At 38.0% G+C, this 17,148-nt stretch carries 15 protein-coding genes; 12 read left to right on the top strand and 3 right to left on the bottom strand.

Features of this window, described 5'->3' with window-relative positions:
* Nucleotides 1-1,014 precede the first annotated feature (1,014 nt).
* The 3 genes from ACHZES_RS13975 (at nucleotide 1,015) to ACHZES_RS13965 (ending at nucleotide 5,552) form a co-directional block, all read left to right on the top strand.
* On the top strand, nucleotides 1,015-1,347 hold the full coding sequence (locus tag ACHZES_RS13975) for a hypothetical protein (RefSeq protein ID WP_395549183.1): 333 nt from the start codon (nucleotides 1,015-1,017) through the stop codon (nucleotides 1,345-1,347).
* 111 nt (nucleotides 1,348-1,458) lie between these two features.
* Nucleotides 1,459-2,190, top strand: a complete 732-nt coding sequence (locus ACHZES_RS13970) for a hypothetical protein (RefSeq protein WP_395549184.1) — start codon at nucleotides 1,459-1,461, stop codon at nucleotides 2,188-2,190.
* 1,136 nt (nucleotides 2,191-3,326) lie between these two features.
* Nucleotides 3,327-5,552 (top strand): hypothetical protein, encoded by a 2,226-nt coding sequence (locus ACHZES_RS13965; protein ID WP_395549185.1) that lies wholly within the window; start codon nucleotides 3,327-3,329, stop codon nucleotides 5,550-5,552.
* On the opposite strand, the gene ACHZES_RS13960 is transcribed toward ACHZES_RS13965, so the two are convergent.
* Both ACHZES_RS13960 and ACHZES_RS13955 read right to left on the bottom strand, forming a co-directional pair.
* Entirely contained in the window at nucleotides 5,549-6,319 is a 771-nt protein-coding gene (locus tag ACHZES_RS13960) for a DUF2971 domain-containing protein (RefSeq protein WP_395549186.1), read from the bottom strand. The two genes, ACHZES_RS13965 and ACHZES_RS13960, sit on opposite strands and share 4 nt — an antisense overlap.
* A 221-nt stretch (nucleotides 6,320-6,540) precedes the next feature.
* Nucleotides 6,541-6,741 (bottom strand): helix-turn-helix domain-containing protein, encoded by a 201-nt coding sequence (locus ACHZES_RS13955; protein ID WP_395549187.1) that lies wholly within the window; start codon nucleotides 6,739-6,741, stop codon nucleotides 6,541-6,543.
* A 2,210-nt stretch (nucleotides 6,742-8,951) separates the two neighbouring features.
* Between ACHZES_RS13955 and ACHZES_RS13950 the strand changes: the two genes are divergently transcribed.
* From ACHZES_RS13950 to ACHZES_RS13935, 4 genes are all read left to right on the top strand, one after another.
* Nucleotides 8,952-10,586: a tyrosine-type recombinase/integrase gene (locus tag ACHZES_RS13950; protein ID WP_395549188.1), complete on the top strand. Its 1,635-nt coding sequence runs from the start codon at nucleotides 8,952-8,954 to the stop codon at nucleotides 10,584-10,586.
* A gap of 721 nt (nucleotides 10,587-11,307) precedes the next feature.
* Nucleotides 11,308-11,502: a hypothetical protein gene (locus ACHZES_RS13945; protein ID WP_395549189.1), complete on the top strand. Its 195-nt coding sequence runs from the start codon at nucleotides 11,308-11,310 to the stop codon at nucleotides 11,500-11,502.
* A 163-nt stretch (nucleotides 11,503-11,665) separates the two neighbouring features.
* Entirely contained in the window at nucleotides 11,666-11,965 is a 300-nt protein-coding gene (locus ACHZES_RS13940) for a type II toxin-antitoxin system RelE/ParE family toxin (RefSeq protein ID WP_395549190.1), read from the top strand.
* A 29-nt stretch (nucleotides 11,966-11,994) separates the two neighbouring features.
* On the top strand, nucleotides 11,995-13,044 hold the full coding sequence (locus ACHZES_RS13935) for a helix-turn-helix domain-containing protein (protein ID WP_395549191.1): 1,050 nt from the start codon (nucleotides 11,995-11,997) through the stop codon (nucleotides 13,042-13,044).
* Nucleotides 13,045-13,612: 568 nt separating this feature from the next.
* On the opposite strand, the gene ACHZES_RS13930 is transcribed toward ACHZES_RS13935, so the two are convergent.
* Nucleotides 13,613-14,248 carry a helix-turn-helix domain-containing protein gene (locus ACHZES_RS13930; protein WP_395549192.1) on the bottom strand — a complete coding sequence of 212 codons (636 nt, stop codon included), beginning with the start codon at nucleotides 14,246-14,248 and terminating at the stop codon, nucleotides 13,613-13,615.
* A gap of 181 nt (nucleotides 14,249-14,429) precedes the next feature.
* Between ACHZES_RS13930 and ACHZES_RS13925 the strand changes: the two genes are divergently transcribed.
* The 5 genes from ACHZES_RS13925 to ACHZES_RS13905 are packed head-to-tail and all read left to right on the top strand — an operon-like array spanning nucleotide 14,430 to nucleotide 17,105.
* Nucleotides 14,430-14,630, top strand: coding sequence for a DUF6462 family protein (locus ACHZES_RS13925; RefSeq protein ID WP_395549193.1), 201 nt, complete (start codon nucleotides 14,430-14,432; stop codon nucleotides 14,628-14,630).
* Nucleotides 14,631-14,632: 2 nt separating this feature from the next.
* Nucleotides 14,633-15,067: a hypothetical protein gene (locus ACHZES_RS13920; protein ID WP_395549195.1), complete on the top strand. Its 435-nt coding sequence runs from the start codon at nucleotides 14,633-14,635 to the stop codon at nucleotides 15,065-15,067.
* The gene (locus ACHZES_RS13915; protein ID WP_395549196.1) at nucleotides 15,021-15,806 is read left to right on the top strand and encodes a conserved phage C-terminal domain-containing protein; all 786 of its coding nucleotides are present in this window, start codon (nucleotides 15,021-15,023) and stop codon (nucleotides 15,804-15,806) included. The genes ACHZES_RS13920 and ACHZES_RS13915 overlap by 47 nt, the downstream gene beginning before the upstream one ends.
* On the top strand, nucleotides 15,739-16,530 hold the full coding sequence (locus ACHZES_RS13910; protein ID WP_395549197.1) for an ATP-binding protein: 792 nt from the start codon (nucleotides 15,739-15,741) through the stop codon (nucleotides 16,528-16,530). The genes ACHZES_RS13915 and ACHZES_RS13910 overlap by 68 nt, the downstream gene beginning before the upstream one ends.
* A 32-nt stretch (nucleotides 16,531-16,562) precedes the next feature.
* Nucleotides 16,563-17,105: a hypothetical protein gene (locus ACHZES_RS13905; RefSeq protein ID WP_395549198.1), complete on the top strand. Its 543-nt coding sequence runs from the start codon at nucleotides 16,563-16,565 to the stop codon at nucleotides 17,103-17,105.
* The last annotated feature ends 43 nt before the right edge of the window (nucleotides 17,106-17,148 follow it).

The following is a 17,148-nucleotide window of genomic DNA, read 5'->3' as shown; positions in this document are numbered from 1 at the left end:
GCAAAAGGTGGGGGTTATTGTATTTACTACAGAACCAATAAGAGCGTTTATAAGGAATTGGTCAATTGCCCCCTTTTAATTAAGAGAAGAAAAACATAAAAAGGGGAATGAAATGGTATAAACGATGTTCAGCTAAGATGTTGTGTTTTATACCTTAACATGGGAAATATGAACCACAGAAGCCCTTGTTAAAATTAAGTCTCGACTTTTTAAATACCAATATAAATTTCAACATATTTTCACTAAGGAACGACCAGGTGTTTTCTTTAGTATAGAGGCGTTGGAAAAATAAGGATAAGGAGGGGGCAGATTAGACCTATATTGACAAAGGGGAGGATATGATGGCTTAATACTGGGTCAAATGGGGGAATGGAGGGAACCTATGCCGAGTTGCAGGCAACATGTAATGGGGAACGGGCAAAGTGTAGAGACACAGGTAAACAGGGGGATTATAACAGGGCATCAGCTGAAAATGCCTATGTGTGATTTTGTTATACATAGAATGGGTTACATACTCGGACCTTAGAGGTAAATTTTTATAAAAAAAGGAAACTTAAATACGTAGGATCGTTTTTAAGACGGTTTTCTGCATAGATAATAATCTTCGTCTTAATTATAAAAACGGCAGGAAACAGTGCTTACGTGCGCCACGGAGGCATGTTTGTTGGCGTGTATTAAGACGGAGTTTTTAGGGTGAGAATTTTGTATATGTCTAACAATCAAAAGAACGACTTAAGAGTATAATGGGAGGTATCGAAAAGTAACATCAGACTAAAAAGAGATTTGCAGAAACCCAGTAAAATTATCATATTTTTGTGATTAGGACTAACATTTATTTGAGTTGATTTAAGGGTCTATTGAGACCATATACGTGTGTGGGTCATTTTGATTTAATATAATTGACTTTTTTATGGTGCGATGTTATGATTGCGGGAAATAGGGTCTTAAAATAGAACCCATTAAGACTAAGGTGGTAAGCAAACACTTCTGGTGCGTCTTAGTCATAGGGAGGTAATGCCAGCAGCCATAAAGATTAAAAGGTGGTGCAAAAAAAGACGGGGGGACAACTGGGTGAGATTCAAGCGGTTTATCAGCACAGCGTTAGTCACCGCATTATTTGTCACATCAATTCCATTCACTTCACACGCAACAAGCATAGAAACCAAAAGCGGACTTGAAAACTCCGCAGATGGTAAAGATGGAAACAGTTCAGTTGGTGGGGGAGGGGACTGGGCGAATGACTTAGGAAACTCTGGCATTAGAATTAGTCTAGTATCCGCCAATGACCCAAGAGAAGTGGTTTACATAATTAAAGATAGAACTACAAGGTACATAGGCACAGTATAAAAGTGGCAAGAACCAGTAAGAAACAACCGTAGTCTAGGGATTTATGTTCTGTAGGTAACTTAGGATATTTTTAAGAAACAAAGCAGGAAGCATTGAAAGGAGAGAATGCAAATGGAGAGGAAGCAACGAAAGGCGAAGCGGTTAATAGTAATTGCCGGGGCAGTAGTATTGTTAGGTTTATCGGCAAGTGGGTGTTCCAAGAAAACAAGTGAACCCGCTGAAACTATCCAAGTAGAAACAACAGTAGACCCAGAGGAAAAGTTTAAAGTAGACATTCCACTAGAAATTGACGACCCCACCAAGGTAGTTGAAACGCTAGAGGACGGTGGAACAATCAGTACCTATGCCAGTGGAGAAACAGTATACTCTACCGGCAGATACGGCGACCTAGGCAAAGAGGTCTTTGAAAATCTTGCCGGTGCGTGGGTAAAAGGTTACATTGAAGACGAAGCCAGTTTACGGGAGACTATGGACCTAACCTACGGCAACCTCAACACCAAAGAGGAACTCACGCAAGAAATTCTCGCAATGACCAGGGAGACACAGCCAACCCAGGTAGCAAAAGAGACAAAGCCCAGTACAGAAAACAAAACCGAGATAGGAAAGTCACAAGGTAACACGAAGCACGCACAGCCTCCTCAACAGCAGACACCGCCTGTTAATTCTAGCACACAAAGCACAGAATCAGCGGTTTCACCAGACTGGACGCCAGAAATGGAAGCAGAAATGCAAAGGCGTTTACAGGAAGCCAAGGACCATCCAGCGCAAGTGGAAGAAAGAGGTGGTGGTGACAAGATGGACTGGGATCCAGATGAAGCCGCCGGACAATGGAACTGGGACTAACCCTATTTTTTAATCCCAATACCTAGTAAACACATAGGCAAAACATAACGCGAAAAGAAGAAGTTAAGTAACCATTAATCGGTTTGCTTAACTTCTTTTTGTCTAACGGCATATACCAAGGAGTGTTGTAATTCCTTAGTATGGCCAGGAAAATTATGTTATTATGTACATAACTACTTATTATATTATTAAATGGTTTATTAGGTAAATATTAATAGCATGTACCATAATAAACCTAGATAAAACCATTTTAAAATAAAGTGAGTAAAAGTATTGACAATGAATTGATGTGGTGGTAGAATAAAACGTTGATGAAAAAGTATTGACAAATTAAAGCTTAAGAGGTACACTTCTTACATGCTAGTTACATATGGGGGTCAATAAAAGATAATAATTTTTTATGAGGTTATTGTTGACTGTAGGCACCTAGTGTGTTATCATAAGGCATATAAGAAGAAAGGTAGCAACCTCAAAAAAGAAGTTGACTACCTCATCAAAAATGTGTTATACTTATGCATAGAGAGTGACTTACTTCAAACAATAGTTATATGTTTTTTGAAACAGTAATTATTACTGTCAATAATAATTGCTTTTCTTTAAACAGCAGGAAGTAAACGCTTGTCAGACTATTGAAATTGAATGTGGTGTGAAGCGTACTGATAGTTACAGAGTAGTGAGGCTTACACCTTGTATGGCAGTACTTAGATAGGACATGTCTGGCAATTTTTGATAGTAAATAAAGAGCGAGTTTTATCACATATGTATTTTCCATTGTGACTCCTTTCTTTTTGAATCAAAGCGTACTGAAGATACTCTTTGATTATATTTAGAGAAGTGAGTCACTTGTCTATCTGCATAAGAATATGCCTTTAAGTATACTACATAGGCGATTAGTTGTCCATGCTTTTTCGTAAAAGATTATAAAAATTAAAGTATTCAGAGAAGCCCAGTGCTTCTCTTTTTTATGCTCTAAGGAGGCTAGAATGGGTAGATAGACCGGTTCGATACAGTAACCCAATAGTATGTAACCCAATAAAAGAAAGCACCTCACTATTTCTTGGTTTATAAATGGACATTTTGCATCTTCGTAGAAATGTAAAGTGCGTCAATAAACACGGAAAGCGAGGAAAAAGAATATGGGAATAGAACTAAAGCAGTTTATCAGTACAACCCTTGCGCTGATAATAGCATTAACTTCCATACCATTCACCCCTAAAACAACTTATGGTGGCGGTTTAGAAAACTCTGCCGGTGGAGCCGAGGGCGGTTCATCTGTAACCTCTGGTGGAGACTGGGCAAATGATATTGGAAACTCTGGCATTAGAATTAGTCTAGTATCCGCCAATGACCCAAGCGAGGTAGTTTCCGTTGGAATGGACGGAAAGCCAAGGGTAATTGATATTATTTTTGGTACAGAACAACAGTTTTACGATAATTGTAAGGTCAAACAGGGCAGAACGCCAATAATGTTTAGTAGTACAAAAGCACAGGAGTTGGGTGTCGACACTAATATTATAGCGCCAGTGTATCTCACAGATTACTTACTCAAAGCGGCCTACAAAGCCAAAGAAATGAATGATGAAAACGAATGGTATAAAAAGCTCACCTCAGAGGAAATGGAAAAAGCATTAAAAGGAGCCAGCCAAGAAACAATAAAATCCGAAATAGAGAAGCTAGTTTCCAGTCTACGCTGGATGATAAACAGCCCAAATAGTAGCGGTGGAACCAACTACAAGTTAAATGGTAATTACCTGCGAGACTGGCTACTTTCAAATGCCAAAGGTGAACAAGTAGACATAGGTACTACGGACTTCCAAGCACTTTCCACCACAGTGCTTGCTGACGGAACCACTAAAACGATCTCTAAGACTACTACGGCAGATAAACGTTCTAATGGTGCAAAAAGCAAAGCTGATACAAATAAGAAAGCAGAAGTAATCCATGGAAACGATTGGAATGAGGTATTTACACAGCAGTTAAATGACGCAAGCTATTGGTTTAGGTCGGGTTTTGGAAGTACACTACAATCAGCCAAATCAAATAGAGATTCTTGTGTAAGGTGGAAAAGTAACTTCTTAAGTGCACTCTCTGGGGCGCTAACCTCTGGCAAAATTACAAGCACGAGCTATAACGGCTTTGTAAAGCTTGCCAAGCAAATAGAAGTGGAAAATAAGTCTGCATACAACACCTTTTGTGCAACAGTAAACAAGCAGGACAGACGCATAAATATGTCACAAGCCGTTTTCGATAAGCTAACAGGGTTACTAACGGTTTATGGGGCAGAGAGCGACAGCACAGAAGAAACCAATACACCCGTTACAGAGGAAGATGTAAAAAAGAAATATGAGGAACAGCTTTTAAACCACCTTTCATACATACTGCAATTAACAGATGATGAGAACATACCCTATTTTATAACTAAGGATATGCTTACTAAGGATACGCTTACTAACAGAGTGGTTATCAAAAAAGCCAAAGGCGGTTCCCGAAATATGACAGTGTTTGACCCGGCGTTAGAGATGGCAGACTACACCGAGTTTAGAATACTTGTAGAACCATTGGATTGGTTCACACCGCATAAAACTGGCTCCAAAAACTCACCTTTGTATGGAGAGAGGTTTTATGGCACATTAACGAATATTGCACAAGCGTTTGATTTTTACATGGTAAACCAGAAGTCACTAGCCAACGGTATGGCAGACCACCTAAATAGAAATACATTCAACCGAGTGTCTTGGTGCTCAATGACTGTAGGAAATGATGCAAATACGATAGAAACTATGTTCAACAAACAATTTATCTTTGACCCGATAGGCGACACATTACAGGGATACAAGGTGGCAAGCGATATAGTGCCAAACCGTGTACTCGCAGACAGCAGTTATGTAACCACACACCCAACAGAGGGCAGACCGCACCAAGCAGGTTGGGGAGTGCAGGTCTACTGGCCTAAACCACCAGAAAATCAACTTCCAGACAATGCAACACGCACATGGGACGAAGATACTTACCCCGATGCTACACCCGGACCCTCACCAAAAACCACAGATATACCCACGAAGCTTAAGGTTGTAAAATGGTACTACGTAGAGGACGAGGAAAAGAACACAGAAACCGTAGTCGCCGTCAAGACACAACCCATCAGTGGCAGTCCCATCAAGATAGAAAACGAGGGCACCGACCCCGACAACAGCTTTTGGGAAGTAAACGGGTGGAGCACAGGACGAACAGAAAGTTTACCGGCAGACAACGACACCACTACCACATACGAGCAATACAGCGACAGCAACAAAGGCACATACGCCGGTACCGAACCCACCATACTAACAATGGAAAGCACAGACCCGGACAAGGTACTCTAGGGGAGCTTTCTATCGAATACTTCATATTTCTGTGAAGATAACACTGCCTGTGAGCATTCGATTTTTAACTTTCTTGCCAATTCTCCCAATATTTTTTTGTTCTTATTACTACAATTAATCCCAATAATTATCCTTTTTAATCTAAGTCCAAAGTCGTTGAAATTTACAAGAATCCCATTTCCATCAATTTCGGCTCCATTCCCAGAGTAATATATGACCCTCATTTCTTCTTCGTAATCCCATTGTTTAGCCTTTCTGCAAAGTTGTTCGGCCCACTGATTCATTTCCTGCATATTTTGCTTATTAACGGTATATTGTGAATAGATATATTCTTTTTTTCTTTCCGTATGATAAGTGACTGGAAACACATGTTTTGGTAATTCAATTTCTAATTCCAGACAATATCCCTTATGATTACTGGCATAATGCGCCCAGAGGGGTAAATTGTTTTTACTTTTAGTAAAAGAAGCAATTGCAACACTTTGTTCGTTAAATAAATTATTGAGCCGCTGTGCCAATCCTAGACCTTCGCTTTTATCTTTAAGATATGCAAATCCTTTCATTTCAAAGGGATCACCTAATATACCATATTTAGAAAACCATATTTTTCCATGATATATACCATAAAGTCTCTTCTTGTCAATGGATAAAGACGAATAATCTTTGATGGATAATGCAGTGGCAAGATTGTCTATTTCTTCTTCTAAAGGCAGATATTTATAAATAGTGCTATATTTCAATTTAATATTCTTATGTTCAAGTATCATTTATTCTCTCTTGTTTTCTTCAATATTGGATTGGCTATGTTACGTATGATAAATTTTAAATAGGTTTAACTATTAAGGTAGAAAATAAAAGAACCGTTGTAATCCAAACTGATAAATTAGGGTCTAATTTAGGAACCTACCATTTTAGTAATCATAACATTCAACCTAGATAAAGTCAATTACAATAAGATCAAAAAGAGACTGACCGTTCTTAAAGATGGTCAGTCCCTGTAATGTGTTGCAATATCCTCAATATTGCAATCCAAGATGTTGCAGAGCGTATTAATTGTATTCATATTAACACCTTCGTTATTTCGCAAACGATGGAGCAATGATTTACTGATGTTATGCCTTTTCGTTAAATCATATTGGGTGATATTTTTATCTTTCATGGTTTTCCATAAGTTGTCATATCGAATCATCTGCTTGCCCTCACCTTTTGCCCTATATAATAATTCTATTATAGGATTAAGAACAGTATGGCTAAAGGTTCTGTTTTAGGACCCTAGGAATAAAGGCATACTACCGGAGCTTTTATCAATAGACCGAAAAGGTAAAAGATTAGTAGAAGTGGACTGCAATCGTGTAAAAAGGTATACTTAGGTCAGATAGGAATATAGAAAATTACCATTTAAAATAAAATACCCCTTACAAATTTATAATAATATTATCAAACTTTTGCTGTTTATAGGATACAAGTAAGCGCCCATTCTTAAGTAAGCTTGACGCACAAAAGGGACTTTAACGGTTTTTTGTTGGGAAGATGGAGAATGTATGCTTAAGGGTCTAACACAGCAGGAAAAGGATTCTGAACGCTTACAGGGGCGAGTTAGGTTTATCGGTAAGATTGAGCATAAGTGAATAATGGAGTTAAGTTAAGGACTTGAGGAAGCACTGAACTGAGGGGCAGACACCAAAAAGAAGCAGGTAAACATCGGAGGTATAGATGTTGCCTGTTTTTTGTTATATCACCCTAAATAATGGGAATGAGAAAATCTCCTATGGCATAATAAACCTCTCCATGAAACTTTAGAAAAATTTTAGGGGTACATGAAAACTTGTTTTTCTCAGGGTAAATGGATGAAGTAAAACTGTATTCTGATAATGATTTGCTTGAACATAGCACTTTTTTTAAAAAAAAGCTATTAGAAATACGGCGTTTATGAAACTAGGAAAAAAATCTCACGGTAGGAAAAGCAGGAGGGTTTTGATACTTTTCTGGGTAAAATAGAGTATTTGTTGGGGAGGGGCAGTGTGAAAGCCGAAATTCAGTTGATGGACCAATAAGGGACTAGAATACATGAAATAATATTAACAACCGGAAAATGCAAAATTATTTTTAGGGGTGCATGATAACCACGCAGGGGAGTTTTTAAATTAATTGCATATCACGTAATTTGCTTAATTTTCTATGCATTATGGGGTAAAACAGCGTCAAACGGCAGAAAAAAGGTGATTTTCAGAAATCAGATAGGAAACTCATGGCAGAAAAATAGGAGGTAGACTTTCTGGATTTGATGTTTATAGGGGACAGGCAGGGCTTTTCGGCAGAGGTGGGGTGTCACAACTTAAAATCAGCTTACGCCCTTAGCTTGTTGTCATATAAATAGAAAGTAAATATTCCGTTGGTATAGCAAATTATTGATAAAAATATGGGAGTGTGTCATGGGAAAGGTAATAGCGATGTCGATTCTAGCATAAAAAGTCAGACCAAAGCTGTAGCAAAGAGATACCATTTAATTAATAATATCTTCCTTAATATAAGCAAAGAAAAACTGCGTCTGTATATTACAATAAAAAGGCAGATTCAGATAAAAAAATTACAACCAAAAGATGGTTTATGTAAAACCAATGAAAAAGAGGTGTATTGAGGAAGAGGTTATCTTGATATTTGGTTTAGCGGTGTTTGAAAGAAAAAAGGCCAACCAAATTAATACTTTTACATAAAAGGGATATCCCGATCAATAGCCAGATGCTATAGGATTATCCTATAGTAAGAATATTTTAGAATAAAAGGGCATGATTGGTAGAAAAAGTTTCAGCCAATCATGAGGTGAAAGAAACAGTGTACTACCAAATGAATTTAATAGAGGGATACGAAGCACTTTGGATATGGCGAGAATGATTCAAAAAAGAGCCACCAAAGTGCTATTTCTTTGTAAATAGATGCGACCGTATCAAAGAAACACTGGAAAAGTCTCCATTAGGGTGAATATTTCATGATAGCGAAATGGTTTTAAACAAAAAAACCTCAACCAAATATGAAGTTATTATAAATGGATCGTGCCCTATATGAATTGGTAAGTAATCATAATCCCAGATACTTTTGTTGGCAAGTTCATTGTAACCATAAGGCAAGTACATAAAAATACTTGCGATATTTTAGGAAAGAAATAAAGCATTTGATTAGAAAAGTTTTAACCAAAGGCATAATCAATAAGAATGGGTGGGAACCTTACAAGAGAATAAAAACAATTTTGAAAAAGGCAAGTAATTGCAACCCTGCAAGCTTTTCTTGGCAAGGTAGATATCAACAAAGGCAAGTAAGACGTGTAGGTTTAAAACAAGATAGCACCAAAAAAAATATGCAACTAACCTATTTGTAGTACCCCCTAAAAGGGGGATATTACAAATGATAACTAGCAGAATATTTAAAGATTTAAAATGGATCTCAGAGAGGTATGGATTTTATCTTACAGCAGAAGAAGTGGCGGAGTTTACAAGGGAGAGTGTGGAACGGATTGAAAAAGAGACTACCCTTGGGTCATTAGTCTGTTTAGAAAATAAATACAATGCTTTTGATGTGGTTTATTGGAACTTTGGCATTGACAGTAAGTTAGGAGATGCTTTAACATTGGCTATGTATAAGCATACTGGAATAAATAACTTGAGGGTAAAGAAGAGTAAAGAACCGCACTATGGCAAAATTACAAGAAGAAATAACGGCCTCTTAATGTGTTCACTTAGCTGTCCAGGTAAGAAAAGGGAAAATCTATACGCCAGAGATGAAAACGAACTTATTGTCAAGGCGGAAGCATGGGTATTGGAAGAAAAGCAGAAGATTTTGTTTGAAAGATTAAAGAAGGAAGCAGGTGGTAAAATTGAAGAATTATCACGACTTATTGATAATGAAATCAAGGCTGAAAGACCTGTAGTAGAGGCTAGGGAAAATACGCCATATGTTATTGATTTTGAAAACATAGTGGTGCAGGAAGAAACTGTTATTTTAACCTTTGAAATGGCTTTTGTAGAATGGATTAAAAGGAAGAGGGAAGGAGGAGTGAAGCCACAGACAATAGACCGCTTTGAAGCTGCTTATAAACGACATATTGCAAAAAACAAAAACTTTATAAGTAAGTCCGTAAATGAGATAACAGATAACGATGTTTGTAAAGTACTTTCTAACATAAAGAAGACCTTTGTAACGAAAAAAGAATACAATACCCCTTATAAAATAATTAAAGATACGCTAAAATCTGCTATATTCCTAGATGGATATGAAGTTCATATTACAGTTGACTTTGAAAATGTGAAATATTTATTAGATGCATTTTGCAAATTTCAATTTAAAACCGAGAAAAAAGAGGAGATAGCTATCGATGTAGAGACCGAGGAAAAGATTATTAATGAGATTGATAAGCAAGCAAAAGAATCCTGTGTTAGAAAGGCTCAATATTATCTTATTAAGTTGAATTTTTATTTGGGACTCAGAATTGGTGAGTTAGTGGCATTGACCGTAGGAGATATAGACTTAGATGGGGGTAAGATATATATTAACAAGGCAGAAATCCATTATAGGGAAGTGGATAAAGTAGGAAAGTATACCGGGAAACGGATTTATGAAATATCATCTCCCAAGTCGCTCTCTGGAATAAGGGAAGTTTTGTTAATAGATGAATCACGTAAAGTTGTAGAAGAATTGCTATCTTATAGAGAACGGCGTGGATATCGTAGGAAAGAATTATTTTATGATGGAGATGTTAGAGACCTCGTAAATAGAGCAGGAAAGTTACATAATAAGTATAAAAAGGTAGCTAAAAGATTGGGTATGACAACAAAAGAATTTCATTGCCATTTGCAGAGGAAAACATTGGCTACTAGCTTGTTTGAAATTTCAGCAGATGAACGTCTAATGATAGAGACCATGGGTCATATTGATATAGATACAACCAAGAAGTTCTATAATATCAAAACAAAAAATGATGACATAAGGAAGAGGGAAATGCTTCGACATGCCCGAGATGCGAGAAATGAAACGTATGCTTGATGCGATTCATTTTCAAATATTTAAAAAATCTGCATTGAAAGATAATTTAAAGGTTAATTGCAGTACCATACAGTGTTTCTTGACATATTGGAAAAATGTATTATACTGCTAATAGGACTTGATTTATGGTTGGGTAGTCTAGACGTATAATTTTGCGTACAACAAAAACAGTATTTCATACAACAAAACTTAGAAATTTCAAACTGTTATAATTGCTCTATGGGCCTTGTGTTTCGGGCTTTTAGATAAAAAAACAGGGTGTGTTCGAGACCTTCCACACCTAAAACAAAACTTCATTATTGGATTGTTTATCACGTTCTATCCTGCGCTACAGAATACTGAAAATCAGTATTTTTGTGGCGCTTTGTGCTATCATTGTTTATCATGTTCTATCCTTGGCGGGGTACGAGTGGGGTATAATTCAAAATGTACAATGTGCTCCTTATGTGTATAAACGGATAATAAGTACAGGTTACAACTTTCAAGGCTCCATGGCGTGATTGAGAACGATAGGGTAGATTTTCCAGAAGTCTTATAGCCAGTTGGGAAGCCGGATCATGGGACATAGTGGTTCTGACGGGAGCATTATCTAGGTAAAGAAATCTGGCTGGCTCCAGGAGAAGACGGCTGGCGCTTTTATAATGACGATACAGGAGAGAGTGTCAGAAATAAATGGGTGAAGGATCAGGACAAGTGATACTGGTTTGACGCAGCCGGAATAATGGTCACAAGCACATGGTATCAGTATAAGGGCGACTGGTATTACCTGGTACCTGACGGAGCCATGGTGAAGGGCCTGCAAGCTTCAGGTGGAAAGTGGTATTACATGGATCAGAACGGAAAAATGGCAAAGGAGCCGGCGACGCTCACGCCGAATCAGGATGGGGTGCTGCAGTATCCGGGTTTGGCAGCATAAAATTATAGGCAGGCACCGTAAAATCAGGCCTGCCTTTTTTATTTTATTAATTAGCAATTTAGCTAAGCACAAGGAAATTTACCTCTGAGGTTAATAATTTGTTGACGTTTATCAGTAAACGTAGTATAATGAATTAGTTTCAGGAATATACTGGAGGTGATGGTTGCTGAATATTTCGTATAGAACTAATAAGTTGGAAAAGGTATGTAGCAATTTTGGTGCTGCAAAGAAGGAATATGGAGAAGAGATGGCTTGTAAGATAGATCAGCGCATTGGCGAGCTTAAATCAACAGATTCGATCGAAACGCTTATTAGATACTCCATAGGTCGGTGCCATTCATTGAAAGGAAATAGGGTGGGGCAATATGCTATGGATTTAGTACATCCACTAAGGTTGGTGTTTGAGCATAACGGGTATGAATTTGAACTGGTTAATATAGTTGCGATAGAAGATTATCATTAACTATTTAGTTGATTAAGGAGGACGCTAATATGCTGCATAGTAAGAATGCGGTTGCCGTACCGCCAGGAGAGACTATCCGTGAGCAGTTGGAAAATCGAGGTATGAGTCAAAAGGAATTTGCGCACAGGATGGGAATGTCGGAAAAACACATAAGTGAGCTTTTAAACGGAAAGGTTGAGCTAACTTATAACGTTTCTTTACGCCTTGAATCAGTACTTGGAATTCCTGCTAAATTTTGGAATAATCTCGAGGCATTATATCGTGAAAAACTTGCCAGGGTAAATGCAGAACTTGAATTTGAAAAAGATGAAGAGATTGCAAAAAAATTTCCTTATGCAAAAATTGCAGAATTTGGCTGGGTAAAACCAACAAGGAAAATCTCAGAAAAAGTAGAAAATCTCAGATCATATTTTGAAGTGGCACGTCTTGACTTGTTAGAAACAATACAAGTACCGGGTATTGCGTACAGAAAAATGGGAGAAAATGAGACCAGTGATTATGCATCAGCGGCTTGGGCGCAGAGGGCAAAATTATTGGCTCGAAATATTAAGGTATCCCCAATAAACATTAAGAGATTAAAAGATATAATTCTTCAAATTAGGTCACTTACTATTGAGGATCCAGAAGTATTTTGTGAAAAGCTAAAAAGTATGCTATCTGAATGTGGAGTGGCAATTGTTTTTCTCCCCCATGTAAGCGGTTCTTTTTTGCATGGCGCATCTTTTATTGATGGAAGCCATATTGTCTTAGGTTTAACTGTAAGAGGCAAAGATGCAGATAAGTTTTGGTTTAGTCTCTTTCACGAATTATATCACATAATAGAAGGTCACATTTATAACCTCCATGGAACGACAGAAGAGCAGGAATCGTTAGCGGATGAATTCGCAAGAGACACGTTAATTCCTATGAAAAATTACCAAGCATTTGTTGAAAAGGGTGATTTTAGCGAAGGGTCGATAGTTCAATTTGCAAAATCCGTAGATGTTAAGGAATGTATAGTACTAGGAAGATTGCAAAAAGAAAACTTTGTGCCATATAATTGGCATCAAAGGCTTAAAGTGCGTTACATTATTGAATAATGGATATTTTGATGAAAACTCTCCTTTACTGTTTAAACCGGTAAAAGGGAGTTTTGCTATTTGCATAATAAGTATCCTGCCCGGTAAACCGAGCAGGAAGAACGAAATATACTTAAAGCTTTTCTTAAAGTGAAAAGAGTTTTTTCTATATAATATGGTATAGTAAAAAAACTGTAAATCAAGTATTCATATAGATAAAATTGATATGATATTATGTAAAAACTGAATAGGTTACTTTGCCAAGGTCGTGGTCGAGTGTTCGAGTCCCGTCTCACACTATTTAGGATACATAGTATTACAGGGTATCCGGTATCGTGGCATCTAAAAAAGTATATGGCCTTGTTAAAAGAAATTACATTTAAATTCTCTTTCTTCATTAGGTTGAATATGTATAAGCAAACATAATATTGATACAGTACCCTAGGTCTCAGCCTAGAAACCGTAGTAAGGCGTGGGAATAAAGTTTCCAGTTTTGGATTTTCTTGTTCCTACGCCTTGTTTATACCATTTAGAGTAAGTTTATTTGCGTTTATATTTACTTTTGAATTGTCTTACATCTAGCTATATTTCAAGAATTAAAAGGTAATTCATCGTCATCATCCGTGTTATCAGGACCAAGAAATGTCTGATCAATTTCACTTATATAATATGTCTTGTTTTTTTCTAAAACATCTTTTTTCCAAAGTTCATACATTTTACTCCCGACCTCTTTACCATCACAAAAACTCTTTACTTGTTTCCATTCTCCTAGGAGAACACCAAGATAATCTCCAATTTTACCAGACCATGTAAAGTCGTTAATACTGTCCAAAGAATTAAAGAATATACCATTTATTGTTTTGGCATACTCTTGCGGGTATTCGCCCATCATCATCATACCTGTTATTTCGTGTTGTAGGATATTCATCTCAGTATTATCACCAATAAAGAATAAGCACTCTAGTATATCTGAAACCGTCTTTGCTTTTTTCTCGGTTTTTTCAATATCTATACCAAGAATCCAGTCAACTGATACATTGTATTTAGCATTTAAATTTAATAGCATATCAATAGATGGAGTTTTATCGCTTCTTATACTTTCATAGCTAGAATACGCAGCCTGACTACATTGCATAGCTTCGTACATATCTTTCTGCTTAAGGTTGTTTTTTTCTCTAAATTGTTTTAACCGTTCTACTAATTTCTGCTTATTTGGTTCTTCCATTACTAATCTCCTTTGAAATATTACTAAAGTATATATGAATATATTCGAGAGTTATATTTATTGATTAGAAATATATCTATTTAATTAGTGATATAACCACCCGATGGTGATATAATATCATTGTAGCATATAGTTGTTTAGTTGTCTATAGATAAAGACGGGTGAAAAGGAGAAAAATAATATGAAAGCAAGAGCTGTGAACACAGTAACAGGAGAAAATCGCCTAATGGATACTGACGAATTACGAGCCTACACCAATTTAGGCCGCGATAATGCCATGAAGTTAGGGGAGGAGATCGGAGCCAAAATAAAAGTAGGTAAACGCGTCCTTTGGGATCGTGTGAAATTGGACCAGTACCTTAATGAATTAACGGGGGCATGATTATGCAGGATGAAAAACGCATAGGGCCAATAAAAAAAGCCCAATATCACACACCACAGGGAGCAGCGGCAACTGCTGAACTTATCAATACATTACCATTCGTGGTAATGGAGGCTTTACATACTGGAAAAGAAAATGCTATCAGTGCGCAAGAGTTATGTGATTACCTTGGCTTTAACAGTGTCAGGGAACTGCAACACGAGATCGCCAGAGAAAGAAAGGCCGGAGCAGTTATTCTTTCCACCTGCCAGGACGGCGGAGGGTACTTTCTTCCAGAGAATGACAGGGAAGTCCGGCAGTTCATAAGGACTTTGGAGAGCCGGGCTAAAAATACCTTTGAGGCACTACGGTCAGCCAGAGGGCTATTGAGGCAGCAGGAGGTGACCGAAGATGAGCAATCCCCAACTGGAGGACGGTTACACCAGAATAGCGAATGAGCTATTAGAAGCTGTTTCTCATGCTGATTTTAACGGCGCTCAGCTAAGAATACTATTTTGCCTGATAAGAAATACCTATGGGTTCGGACGTAAGGAATGTGACTTTTCTAATAGTTTTGTTGCTAAAGGCACTGGGCTCAGTAAGAGTAGCATAATTGCAGTGATAAACAGTTTACAAGAGGGGAAAGTGATTGTGATAACGCAGCAATCAACCTTTAATAGTCCCAGGAAAGTGAAGCTGAATAAACACATTAATGAGTGGTCCGTTCTACCCCCACAGTGGCAGACGTCTACACCAGGTATAGATATCACTACTTCTACAGGTACAGACGTCTGTACTACACCAGGTATAGACGTCTGTACCCAAAAAAGAAAGATATTAAAGAAAGATATTAAAGAAATAGTCGAGAAGCCTCATTTTGAGGAAATTATTGATTATCTTAACAGCAAAACCGGCAAGGGGTACAGGTGGCAGACTAAGTCAACACAGGGCCATATCAATGCCAGATTTGCAGAAGGATATACCTTGGAGGATTTTAAGAATGTCATAGATAAAAAGACAGCGGAGTGGAAGGGCGGAAAGATGGAGCAGTACCTAAGGCCGGAAACATTATTCGGAACTAAGTTTGAAGGATATCTTAACCAGCAGCAAGGAGAGGAGGAGAACGCAGATGGAATTAACGGTGGGGAGTCAACAGCAGATTACTATCGCAGGAAATACGGTGCCTGCAGTGATTAAATTCGCTAAAGGTGTACCAGGTGGGGCATTCGTAACCTATGATGTAGAAAATTACGGTGAGACTCAGCCGTTTTGGGTTCCAGACGGCACAGTGCAGGGAACAGAGGAACGGAGAAATCAAAGCATGATGCCGGCAGAGTACGTATATAAGACAGCTAAAGATTTTCACTGGGAATGGTATGGTGAAAATGTTGATCTCCAGCGGAAAATTATTAATGCCTTTATTGTTAATTTTAGAGATTTTGAAAGGCAAGGACGTGGGTTATATATCTACTCCAAAACAAAAGGCTCAGGTAAGACTATGTTAGCTTGCTGCCTCTGTAATGAGATTATACAGCGTTATGCGGCTTCAACGAAATTTATATCTGTTCCTGATTTTGTAGAGCTTATAAAAGACAAACGGGAAGGGAGTAGAGAAAGGGTTGACGCGCTCTATCAGGTCCGGCTTTTGGTTTTAGATGATATAGGTGCTCAGACCGGGAAGCAGGAATGGATTGATAATGCTCTTTTCCGCCTGGTTGATTACCGTAAGCGAGAATTTCTTCCAACGATATTTACAAGCAATTGCGATTCTGAAAAACTTAGCATGGACAGCAGGACAGTTGACCGGATAGTCTCAATTTCCGTTGATGTGAAAATACCGGAACGTAGCATCCGCCGGGAAAAGGCTGCAGAGACAAATAGGAAATTTATTCAAGGCCTTCTTGATGCGGAAAAGCCTTAAACAGAAAAAAGTGATTGAGAGGAGAAAAAACAATGGAATCAGCAAGAGAACGGGCTTTAACAGCAATCAAAGCAAGGAAGGATTTAAGCCCGCAGATGATCAGTGTGTATAACCTTCTAAGAATAGGCAAGGTGGAAACGTGGGCTGGCCAGTGCTGTGATCACATAGCGGATGCAAATCTTATCGACATGGAGGACGTGCAAATCGATTTTATTAATATGCCAGGGCTCTGCCTTACTGCTAATGGAATTATGGCCTGCCGGCATATTCTGGAATCTTATATTGACTATGATACTCTTTGCGATGTATTCAAATGGATGTGTTCTGAGGAATCCATAAATGCAGATGTAAATACCGCAGTTCAAGTCTTACGGGGTCTCAATGGTCCAAGATTAAGAAAGTTGTACAGGGAAGCAGATGCATTACAATTATCGGAAAGCATCAATGCCCGGGAGCTGATACGGGAAGAAATGCGCCAGAGATCGCCTTTTATGGCACTGGCCCGCAAAGTTAAGAAAGAATACCGGTTGCTGCCTGTCAGGAGGATTCTTTTAAGAGCAAAAAGAAGTAAATAGCAGGTAGTAAAGAACGTAGTTATTATGGTTGATAAGGTAGTAA

This window comes from Lacrimispora sanguinis, from assembly GCF_044987295.1.
Taxonomy (GTDB): Bacteria; Bacillota; Clostridia; order Lachnospirales; family Lachnospiraceae; genus Lacrimispora; species Lacrimispora celerecrescens_B.
This window is presented reverse-complemented; position numbering and strand designations above follow the sequence as displayed.

Bases quoted from the DNA above. Each gene is read 5' to 3' on its own strand.
- ACHZES_RS13975 (WP_395549183.1), top strand. From the start codon at position 1,015: ATGCCAGCAGCCATAAAGATTAAAAGGTGGTGCAAAAAAAGACGGGGG.
- ACHZES_RS13970 (WP_395549184.1), top strand. From the start codon at position 1,459: ATGGAGAGGAAGCAACGAAAGGCGAAGCGGTTAATAGTAATTGCCGGG.
- ACHZES_RS13965 (WP_395549185.1), top strand. From the start codon at position 3,327: ATGGGAATAGAACTAAAGCAGTTTATCAGTACAACCCTTGCGCTGATA.
- ACHZES_RS13960 (WP_395549186.1), bottom strand. From the start codon at position 6,319: ATGATACTTGAACATAAGAATATTAAATTGAAATATAGCACTATTTAT.
- ACHZES_RS13955 (WP_395549187.1), bottom strand. From the start codon at position 6,741: ATGATTCGATATGACAACTTATGGAAAACCATGAAAGATAAAAATATC.
- ACHZES_RS13950 (WP_395549188.1), top strand. From the start codon at position 8,952: ATGATAACTAGCAGAATATTTAAAGATTTAAAATGGATCTCAGAGAGG.
- ACHZES_RS13945 (WP_395549189.1), top strand. From the start codon at position 11,308: ATGGTCACAAGCACATGGTATCAGTATAAGGGCGACTGGTATTACCTG.
- ACHZES_RS13935 (WP_395549191.1), top strand. From the start codon at position 11,995: ATGCTGCATAGTAAGAATGCGGTTGCCGTACCGCCAGGAGAGACTATC.
- ACHZES_RS13930 (WP_395549192.1), bottom strand. From the start codon at position 14,248: ATGGAAGAACCAAATAAGCAGAAATTAGTAGAACGGTTAAAACAATTT.
- ACHZES_RS13925 (WP_395549193.1), top strand. From the start codon at position 14,430: ATGAAAGCAAGAGCTGTGAACACAGTAACAGGAGAAAATCGCCTAATG.
- ACHZES_RS13920 (WP_395549195.1), top strand. From the start codon at position 14,633: ATGCAGGATGAAAAACGCATAGGGCCAATAAAAAAAGCCCAATATCAC.
- ACHZES_RS13915 (WP_395549196.1), top strand. From the start codon at position 15,021: ATGAGCAATCCCCAACTGGAGGACGGTTACACCAGAATAGCGAATGAG.
- ACHZES_RS13910 (WP_395549197.1), top strand. From the start codon at position 15,739: ATGGAATTAACGGTGGGGAGTCAACAGCAGATTACTATCGCAGGAAAT.
- ACHZES_RS13905 (WP_395549198.1), top strand. From the start codon at position 16,563: ATGGAATCAGCAAGAGAACGGGCTTTAACAGCAATCAAAGCAAGGAAG.